At 59.2% G+C, this 373-nt stretch carries 1 protein-coding gene; it reads left to right on the forward strand.

Going from position 1 to position 373, the window contains the following annotated elements; all coding sequences use genetic code 11:
* Positions 1 to 373 (forward strand): LPS assembly protein LptD (gene lptD / locus B2W52_RS16735; RefSeq protein WP_286803774.1); only part of this gene is annotated, 373 nt, incomplete at both ends.

Genomic DNA, 373 nt, shown 5'->3' on the forward strand with positions numbered 1-373 from the left:
CGTGCCCTACTACTTCAATCTGGCACCCCATTACGACGCGACGCTGACGCCCCAGTACATTCATGGCCGGGGCCTGTTCAACGAAGTCGAGGGCCGGTATCTCAGCTCTCTCGGGGAAACTACCCTGCAGCTCGGGTACATCGGCAACGATTCGGCGTTTCAGGAGGAAAACCCCGGTGAATCCGGTGAGCGCTGGGCCCTGGATGCCACAACCCGGGCTGCCTTTGGCCGTGGGTGGCGGGGCTACGGAGATTTTTCCGTGGTGAGCGATGAGGACTATCTCAGCGATCTGAACCGCAGCCTGGAGATCAATCAGGCCACTCACTTGCAAAGAAAGGGCGGGGTTACCTACCGAAGCGACAAGCAGTATTTC

The organism is Marinobacter sp. UBA2498, assembly GCF_002341575.1.
In the GTDB taxonomy this organism is placed as follows: domain Bacteria; phylum Pseudomonadota; class Gammaproteobacteria; order Pseudomonadales; family Oleiphilaceae; genus Marinobacter; species Marinobacter manganoxydans.